Origin of the sequence: Amycolatopsis speibonae (assembly GCF_042647925.1) — a bacterium.
Lineage (GTDB): Bacteria > Actinomycetota > Actinomycetes > Mycobacteriales > Pseudonocardiaceae > Amycolatopsis > Amycolatopsis speibonae.
Genome location: NZ_JBHRWK010000113.1, coordinates 1 through 5,435, shown reverse-complemented (window position 1 = coordinate 5,435; position 5,435 = coordinate 1). Strand labels below are relative to the sequence as shown.

Sequence of the window (5,435 nt, the reverse complement as noted above, 5' to 3'; positions counted from 1 at the left end):
GATCCACCGGACGAAAACCCATAGCCACACCAGGATTCTCCCAGCATCACCAGCCCACACCAAAATCATCACCAGCAGGTCGCCCCAAAACGCAACAGCCTCCTAGACGCAATGAAGGAGTCCTTCACGTACCTCGGGCGCCCAAAGTGGCGGTGACGCGTCGGTCCAGTTCTCGTGAGTGGTAAGTCGCGTTAGAACGACACTTGCCACTCACGACCAACGCATTCGCTGTCGGAAAATCACCCAGAACGACCTAGCCTCCATCATCGCATTGGGTGTTTCCTTGCTCACAGAACGTCGTCGCTCGACGGTTTGGGGGCCAGCCGATGTCCTTCCGATGGGTACTTCGACTCATTCCGGTGACGCTGCTCGTGACCGCGGTGGCGGTGGCCGTTCCCGCCTCCGCGAGCGCGGCCGCCGCTTCCCCGCCGCTCGCGCGGGTCTGGCCGACGCCCCAGCAGCTGACGCCACGGCCGGGAGAGGTGTCCATCCCGCGCACGGTCGTCGAGGTCGTCGGCGCGGACACCGATCCGTCCGCGCTCGCCGTCGTGGAGCAGGTCCTCCGCTCGGCGGGGACGAGCACCTTCGTCAAGATCACCGACAACGACCAAGCGGCAGTCGACCGGGAACGCGGCAACGGCGGGCTCGTCGTCTTCGTCGGCGGCCCCGCCGAAAGCAGGGCGACCGCCCTCGCGCTCGCCGCGCTCCGCGTCGACGGCCCAGAAGGCCTGTCCCCCGGCGGCTACGTCCTCGCCGCCGATCGCGGGGTGGTCGCACTGTCCGGTGTGGACACTTCGGGGACGTTCTACGCCGCACAGTCGTTCCGGCAACTGTTCGCGTCCGGCAAGAGCCGCGCGTTCAGCATGCGTGACTGGCCGGCGGCTCCGCTGCGCGGGGTGATCGAGGGCTTCTACGGCGCGCCGTGGTCGCATGCCGATCGGCTGGCACAACTGGACTTCTACGGCCGCACCAAGCAGAACATGTATGTCTATTCCCCCAAGGACGACCCGTTCCTGCGCGCCCGCTGGCGCGACCAATACCCGCCCGACCAGCTCGCACTGCTCTCGCAACTGGTGTCCCGCGCCGCCGCGAACCACGTCGAGTTCACCTACGCCCTCTCCCCCGGGCTTTCGGTCTGCTACTCCTCGGACGCCGACGAAGCCGCGCTGGTCGCGAAGTTCCAGTCCCTGTGGGATATCGGAGTGCGGTCGTTCGCGATCCCGCTCGACGACATCTCCTACACCCGCTGGAACTGCGACGCCGACGCCGCGAAGTTCGGCACCGGTGGCGCGGCCGCGGGCGCGGCGCAGTCGTTCCTGCTCAACCGGGTGCAGCAGGACTTCATCGCCACGCATCCCGGCGCCGAACGGCTGCAGACCGTGCCCACCGAGTACTACGACCTCGCTGACTCCCCGTACAAGACCGCGCTGCGCATCCAGCTCGACAAGGCGGTGATCGTCGAGTGGACGGGCGTCGGCGTGATCGCCGGGCAGATCACCGAAAAGCAGGCGCGGCAGGCGAAAGAGGTCTTCGGGCACGACATCCTGATCTGGGACAACTACCCGGTCAACGACTACATCACCGAACGGCTGCTGCTCGGCCCGTACATCGGCCGCGAACCCGGGGTCGCGAAGTTCCTGTCCGGGATCACCGCGAACCCGATGGTGCAGGCCGAGGCGTCCAAGATCGCCGAATTCACCTCGGGTGACTTCCTGTGGAACCCGGAGAAGTACGACCCCGACGAAGCGTGGCTCGCCGCCATCGCCGATCTCGGCGGCCCTGCCGCGCCGGCGCTGAAGGTGTTCGCGGAGAACAACTATTCGAGTCTGCTCGTCCGCCTCGAAACCGGGAAGCCGGATCTGGACTCGCCGGTGCTGCGCCCGCTGCTCGCCGCGTTCTGGGCCGCGCTGGCGAAGAAGGACCCGTGGGACGCGGCGGCGAAGCTGGACCGCTATCTCACCTCGATGGCAGCCGACCCCGAAGACCTGCGACGCGGGATGGCCGCGAACCCGAAGTTCCTCGCCGAGGTCGGGCCGTGGCTCGACCAGGTCGGCCTCTACGGTCAGGCGGGCGGGCACGCGGTGAAGATGCTGCTCGCGCAGGTCGACGGCGACGGCGCGAAGGCGTGGGCGGAACGCGGGGAACTCGTCACCGCGCTCAAGAAGGCGCAGGCGATCCGGGTCCAGACAGCGCGAGGACCGCGTAACCCGAGCACCTGCACGGACGTCTGTGTGCCGTTCCTCAACAGCGCGCTGGCGACGGCCGACCGCTGGTTCGGGCTGCCCGGGATCCGGCCGCAACCGACAACCTCGATGGGCACCTACACCGACAACGTGCCCGCCCGGATGGTCGACGGCGACCCCGAGACCTACTACTGGAGCGACTGGGCACCGCGCGTCGGCGACACCGTCGGCGTCGACCTCGGCACCGCGCAGCGGGTGTCCCATGTGGACATCACCATGGGCAAACAGACCAGCCCGAACGACTTCATCCACAACGGCGTCCTCGAATACTCCGCCGACGGCGAGCGGTGGACGACGGTGAAGGCGGTCACCGAGCCGGTGATCTCGGCGGACCTCCCGGACGGCGCCTCGGCGCGGTTCGTCCGGCTGCGCGTGACCGGCGCCCAAGGGTTCTGGGTCGTGGTCCGGGAATTCACCGTGTCCACACCGGACAGTCCTAAGTACACGGTCACCGGCACCCCGGCGGGCTCGAATCTCCCCGCCGCCGCGGACAACAACGCCGATTCGGTGTACACGGCGGCATCGGCGCCGGTACCCGGTGACGCACTCGTCATCGCGGTCGCCGCGCCGAAGCAGCTGGGCAAGGTGGTCGTCCTGGCGGCGGAAGCCGGCGCGGGCGCCGACGTCCAGGTCGCGGACGCGGAAGGCGGCTGGCACACGATCGGCCGGATGACGGGCGGTTACACGGAACTGCCTGCTCAGGACTCCGTGACCGACCGCGTCCGGCTCCTCTGGGCACCGGGAGGTGCGCCGCCGAAGATCGCCGAGGTCGTTCCGGTCAGCCCACCGCGACGGTGACGGCGGCCGTGTGCACCCTCCCGCCGTGCGAGAACTCCAGGAACAACCGGTATTCGCCACGCTCAGAGAACAGGGAGTGGAAGGTCAGCTCACCGTCCACCAGCGCCGCACCGACCGGCTGCACCGGATGCAGGTGCGTCGCCGACAGCAGCATGGTGTGGAAACCGGTCATATGCCCGTTGGCGCCCAGATGCGGATCGACAGCGGTGACCGGCGCGCCGTCCGGGCCGCGGATGGCGAAGCGGAGAACCTGCGCCCGCATCACCGGAATCCAGGCCATTCCGTCCGCCCGATCCACCCGGTAGCCCGTGTTCGTCACGGTGCCCCCGGCGGGAGCGGGCACCGGGACGAAGCTGGTGTCACCCGGCACGGTGAACGGGACACCGAGCACCACCGGATGACGGGGGTCCTTCGTGTCGAGCGGGACGAACTCGGCGAACATCCGGTAGGCGCCACCGTCTGCCAGTGCGAGACTCGTGCGCCAGATGTCCCCGTCCAGCACCGGATGCACGTGCTGAAAGACGTTCATGTCGTCGCGCACGGCGAAGAAGTGCATCTGCTTGGTCTGGTTGTCCGAGAAACGGGTGACCGGCCGCCCGTCGGGGCCGAGGATCCGGAAAGCGACCGGAACCACGGACCCCCGGCTGCCGGGTGTGGTGACCCGGTCGAACCGGTATCCGCTCTCCGCCTCCGACAGCCCATCGCTGTGCGCGGCGGGCAGCAGGTCCGCCGTCATGACGGGCTGCTGGTGAGCCGAATGTGCGGAACCAGGCGTCGGACGGAGTGCCACGGACACCGCGAACACTCCGATCACCAGGGCCAGCGCGAGGAACAACCAATCCGTGATCCGGGGCTTACGCACGATCGGTCCCGGTCACTTCCCGGCGAGAGCGGGTTTCACCACGACCAAACCCTGCTCGATGCCGTTGACGATGACGATGCCGCTGGAGAAGTACGGGTAGTTGCTCCATGCCCCGTTGAAGTTCGCCGCGTTGCCCGACGGGTAGATGTCGAAGTAGCCGACTTCGGACAGTTTCGCCGAAGCGACGCCGCTGACGTCCAGGATGCGCAGACCCGCCTGGTAGTTGGCCTGGTAGGAGTACTGGCCCTTGATGTACTGGTTGTGGTCGATCGCGGTGGCGGGTGAACTGTAGACGCCGGTGTGCACGGGGGCGGACAGCTTGGCCAGATCCCAGACGTAGGTCTTGGTGCGCTTGTCGGTGCCGCGCGACTCGTCCAGTTCGTCGTCGAGCAGGAAGTAGCGCTGATCACCGGTCAGCCAGCCCTGGTGCGAGTACTGCGCGCCCGAATATCCCTTGCGCGAGACCTGGACCGGCCTGGCCTTGTCGGTCACGTCGACGATGGTCAGCGTGTCTTCGTTGGCGTTGAAGCAGATCTCCTTGCCCTGGTACGCGGTGTCCGGTCCTCGGTAGACGACGCATTGGGTGTCGTGGGTGTAGCCGTCCTGCGACACGCAGCCCGCTTTGGCCGGGGCCTTCGGGTTCCGGATGTCGACGATGTGCGGTCCGCCGCGGCAGGTGTTGGAGCCGATCGCGTAGGCGAAACCGGTCTCCTCGTTGATCGCGATGTTGTGCGCGGGACCGAATTCCTTGTACAGCGCGTCGGCGGTGAAGGTCTGCGGTGTGGTGACCGTGCGCAGGCGGGTCAGGTCGAACACCTGCATACCGTGCCCGGTGATGAAGTCGGCCACGATGAACGCGTGGTTCTTGTACACCTTCATGTCGCGCCACGAGCTGCTGCCGCCGTTGGACGGCAGGTTGCCGAGGAACTTCGGCGAGGTCGGTGTACTCAGATCGACGAACGCGGTGCCGTTGGTCCGCCCGACGATGGCGTATTCCTTGCCGGACGCGGGATCGGTCCAGCCCCAGATGTCGTTGCCGTTCCCGCCGCCGAGACCGGACAGGGGAAGCACGCTGAGCAGGTCGACGTTCTTGCACGGGTAGATGTCGGCCTTGCCGTTGACACAGGGCACCCCCGCCGCGGTGCCGGTGACGGCGTGACGCTCGGCCGGGACGTGGTCGGCCATGAAAGTCTTGGCCGCTGCCTGCCCCTCCGCCGTTTCGGGGTCGTGCGCGGAGAGCCTGTCACGATTTTTGTGTAAGCCAGAGGTGATTTGCTTACATTTGTAGGTTATCAGAAAAGTATGCGTCCTGGGAAGATGTTGATCAGTGTGTTGAGTGCCACTTTCCAGCCATGTGTTCCAGTCCCGGAATCGCCGCCGCGCTGGCTCGATATGTTACGGAGCCCGAGGTAGAGGAGCTTCATGGCAGCATCTTTGTCTGGGAAGTGTCCGCGGTTCTTCGTGATTTTGCGGAGCTGGAAGTTGATTGATTCGATCGCATTGGTAGTGTAGACGATTTTGCGGAGTTCGGG

General features: G+C 66.7%; 4 protein-coding genes. 1 reads left to right on the top strand and 3 read right to left on the bottom strand.

Annotated features, from left to right (window positions below; genetic code table 11):
• Positions 1 to 359: 359 nt before the first annotated feature.
• Positions 360 to 3,041: a beta-N-acetylglucosaminidase domain-containing protein gene (locus tag ACFOSH_RS42110; RefSeq protein ID WP_378247086.1), complete on the top strand. Its 2,682-nt coding sequence runs from the start codon at positions 360 to 362 to the stop codon at positions 3,039 to 3,041.
• Here ACFOSH_RS42110 and ACFOSH_RS42105 read toward each other — a convergent pair.
• The 3 genes from ACFOSH_RS42105 to ACFOSH_RS42095 all read right to left on the bottom strand — a co-directional run.
• Complete coding sequence (locus ACFOSH_RS42105; RefSeq protein WP_378247084.1) at positions 3,022 to 3,903, bottom strand: hypothetical protein; 882 nt, start codon at positions 3,901 to 3,903, stop codon at positions 3,022 to 3,024. The two genes, ACFOSH_RS42110 and ACFOSH_RS42105, sit on opposite strands and share 20 nt — an antisense overlap.
• A gap of 12 nt (positions 3,904 to 3,915) precedes the next feature.
• Entirely contained in the window at positions 3,916 to 5,088 is a 1,173-nt protein-coding gene (locus tag ACFOSH_RS42100) for a choice-of-anchor B family protein (RefSeq protein ID WP_378247082.1), read from the bottom strand.
• A 107-nt stretch (positions 5,089 to 5,195) separates the two neighbouring features.
• Positions 5,196 to 5,435 (bottom strand): transposase (locus ACFOSH_RS42095; RefSeq protein ID WP_378247080.1); only part of this gene is annotated, 240 nt, incomplete at its 5' end.

What these genes read in the sequence shown, in the direction of transcription:
- ACFOSH_RS42100 (WP_378247082.1), bottom strand. Translation starts at nt 5,088, where the DNA reads ATGGCCGACCACGTCCCGGCCGAGCGTCACGCCGTCACCGGCACCGCG.